The organism is Xanthomonas prunicola (assembly GCF_002846205.1).
In the GTDB taxonomy this organism is placed as follows: Bacteria; Pseudomonadota; Gammaproteobacteria; order Xanthomonadales; family Xanthomonadaceae; genus Xanthomonas; species Xanthomonas prunicola.
On the sequence record NZ_PHKV01000041.1, the window covers coordinates 1 to 3,092 of the forward strand.

Sequence of the window (3,092 nt, forward strand, 5' to 3'; positions counted from 1 at the left end):
GCTCCTCACTGCCTACCAATTTGGCTACCGCATTGCTCTGCTGTTGAGCGACGGTCTGGTGTTCTTGCTCGCAGCGCGGCTGTCCTGGCAAGTTGCTTATGCAATTCTGCTGCCCCTGATGTTGGTGCCGATCTGCGGAACGCTCTTTCTGCGATCTGCCCCCGATAGCGCTCTCACCCCAGATCGCGCGAGTGCGAAGAAGCAGGGGTCTACGCTGATATCCCTTCGACCCTCCACGCTCCAAGGATGGATCGCGGTCATCGTCTTCATTGGCTGCTATCGCCTACCGGATATTCTTCTGGGTCCCATGATCAATCCTTTCTTCTATGCCCTTGGCATTGGAAAGAGAGTGGTCGGATCCCTGCATATTTGGCTTGGGATCCCAGCGGCCTTCCTCGGAATTTTGGCTGCAGGCACTAGCTTGAAGCGCATGTCTTTGAGCACGACCATTCTTGTTGGCGCAGCTCTCCAAGCCCTTGCCCTCCTCGTTCTTGCATTGCTTTCGTCCAATGAGCGGTCTGCTGAACTGCTTTGGGCTAGCGTTATTTTTCAAAACCTTGCCAGTAGCTATACCGGCATCGCGTTGGTTGCTTACATGTCAAAGCTGGTCACGCTTGGACGCGCAGGAGAGCACTACGCTTGGCTAACCAGCTTCTACTCGATCTTCGGCAGGGTGCTTGCCGGCTTCTCAGGCCTTGCAGTGGCTTATCTCACAACCCACTACGGACAAATCCGGGGCTATGGCATGTTTTTCATTGGCATCTGCTTGACATGCGTGCCTGCCCTCTTTGTCTACTCGCTCATCATTCGCAACACCCTCAGAGCGCGGCCCGAGCCGTAGTGACATCACGCAATCGCCTCCCAAAGCCCATAGCGGCTGCTTATGACTATGTAATGCTTGAACTCATCGTTTCACGCCAAGCCTGTCGGCTTCTTATCTCAGCGCTAGCCAATTAGATAGATGCCTAATTGGCTAGCGCCAGCAAACCTCCTAGTTTCGACTTCTCGTTAGCCCAAGCAAGCACTCACCCTTTGAACTCGCTTTCACATACACAGATGTTTCACCAAGATCGGTTTTGTAAAAGACCTCCTTGCTGGCATCGGCGAGTGGCGCATGGGGATTGGGTGGCAGGACATATGGAGTGAGCGCAAATTTCTGCTTGATCTTAGAAACCTCATAACAACGTCCGGGCGTCAATTCCATATACGCAAAGCTCACTCCTTTGTCGAGCTCAGGTGGAACCCTGAACTCAACAAAGGAGACTCCATACTGATCCTTTGTCTTCAATGCAGCTGAACGAAAAGCAATATTCAAGGACCGGCTTGAACTCACTTGCCGAAAATCACTGAACCCGATATCACGGAAAGTTTCATAGTTGATCGGCTTAGCAGGATTATAAAATTTACTAACAACCTCATCCAAATTCAATTGAGAATCCTTATTTTCAGCGTGCACACTCATCGCCGCAGAAAAATTGAGAATTACCAAAAACGCCATTTTTTTCGAAAACATCATGCCAGACACCCTCATAAATTCAGGATCCTCATACTATGTCATCAGCCCCCAGCGGGATTCCTACTGTCCCAATAGTTCCCATAGTATTGCTCATAGGTAATATCATCACTTTTATTATCCGGGGTTCCATTCACATCAATATGCTCGCCATTCCTGAAAGACTCGCCGATTTGCGCTGAAGCGGCATCCCAGCCTATCTGGCCAGCTTTATATGCGTCATATGTGGCGTTGTAAGAAGCTACATTGGCGGGATCTGCGGCAATGTTAAAACCAATACCCTGTGCGGTAAGCTCTCTCTGGACCGCAATGGAGTAGATTGTTGCTTCACCTTCAGTTGCCAAACCCATATTAATGGCCGATGCTCGATCTGTTACAGTATTCCACTCCCCATCAAAAAGTGAATGCCCTAATTCATGCGTTAATTGGGACGCGGTGTCACTCGCGTTGGCATAGGTTTTGATGTAAACCGTTCCGCCGCCCGTAGCAGCATAATCGGTCCGAGAATATGTATCCGTGGTCGCTATTTGAAAACCTTTCGCCTGCGCCAACTGAACAAGTCCTTCTAAGGTCGCTGACTTGTTGACCAAAATATCAACCTCTGCTCCAAGATCCGTGGTCGTATTCTTGTCTAATGGGTTAGGCACTCCACCTCCACCACCTCCCGGAGGCGGTGTCGGGAACTCGATCGGCGGAGAGGGTGGAAGCGACGGTGGCCCCGAAGGTGGCGGGTTAACAACCACTGGCGGCAGCGTAGGCGGCTCGCTTGGATCGACGTCCGCAGCGGCTGCCGCACCTGCGACTAAGAACAGCTCTTCGCTTGTCAATTCTCTCATTACAGCACTCCATCCTGTGAGTAGATTTTTTTTCTGATCGTTTTTTTCATTGAATGCGCCTTGCCGCCTTTTCCCTCGAATTTATTCTGATAAGCGTTACAACCCCTCATTGTTGGCTGGATTTCTCAGCCGTTTCCCCGGCCTCGTCCCGTTCAAATTTGCTAGGCTGCTCTTTGATCAAGGGCCTTAGAGCTCCGCCCACGAAGAGATAGTGCATATCGCACATCCGAGAGATGTTCTTGTCATGCGTCACAATGACTGTGGTCGCGCCGATGCTCCTGATATTCTTCATCAGCTGTATGCCCATCTGCTCATCAATCCCAGTCGTTGGCTCATCCATCAACAACAACTTGGTGCGCCTATAGAAGGCTCTGGCTAAGAAGACCCGTTGTTTTTGACCACCTGACAGCGTATTTCCCAGGTCGCCGACTCTGGTGTTGAAGCCCATTGGCATACGCTGAATATCGTCGTGGATGCATGCCAATTTCGCAGCCTGCACAAGACGCTCTTGATCAATGTGCTCATCGAACATGGAGATATTTTCCGACAGCGTTCCCGACAACAGATTGTCTCCCTGCATGACGATGCTGACCTTGCTCCGGTAGCTCGACTTACCGACTTTCCGCAGATCCTCTCCATTGACTAAGAAGTCCCCGACTTGAAGATCTTCAAGCCCCGCCAGAACGCGGATGAGCGTGGTCTTACCCACGCCTGAGTTCCCGACAATTGCAATCACCTGGCCT

At 51.1% G+C, this 3,092-nt stretch carries 4 protein-coding genes; 1 reads left to right on the forward strand and 3 read right to left on the reverse strand.

Annotated features, from left to right (window positions below):
• Nucleotides 1-841: MFS transporter (locus tag XpruCFBP8353_RS22870; RefSeq protein ID WP_101365245.1), on the forward strand; the 841-nt coding region annotated here is incomplete at its 5' end.
• A 150-nt stretch (nt 842-991) separates the two neighbouring features.
• On the opposite strand, the gene XpruCFBP8353_RS22875 is transcribed toward XpruCFBP8353_RS22870, so the two are convergent.
• The 3 genes from XpruCFBP8353_RS22875 to XpruCFBP8353_RS22880 all read right to left on the reverse strand — a co-directional run.
• Nucleotides 992-1,516, reverse strand: a complete 525-nt coding sequence (locus XpruCFBP8353_RS22875; protein ID WP_014089916.1) for a hypothetical protein — start codon at nt 1,514-1,516, stop codon at nt 992-994.
• A gap of 41 nt (nt 1,517-1,557) precedes the next feature.
• Nucleotides 1,558-2,349, reverse strand: coding sequence for a hypothetical protein (locus XpruCFBP8353_RS23620; protein ID WP_126952882.1), 792 nt, complete (start codon nt 2,347-2,349; stop codon nt 1,558-1,560).
• Nucleotides 2,350-2,455: 106 nt separating this feature from the next.
• On the reverse strand, nt 2,456-3,092 hold a 637-nt coding region (locus XpruCFBP8353_RS22880; protein WP_133125707.1), incomplete at its 5' end, for an ATP-binding cassette domain-containing protein.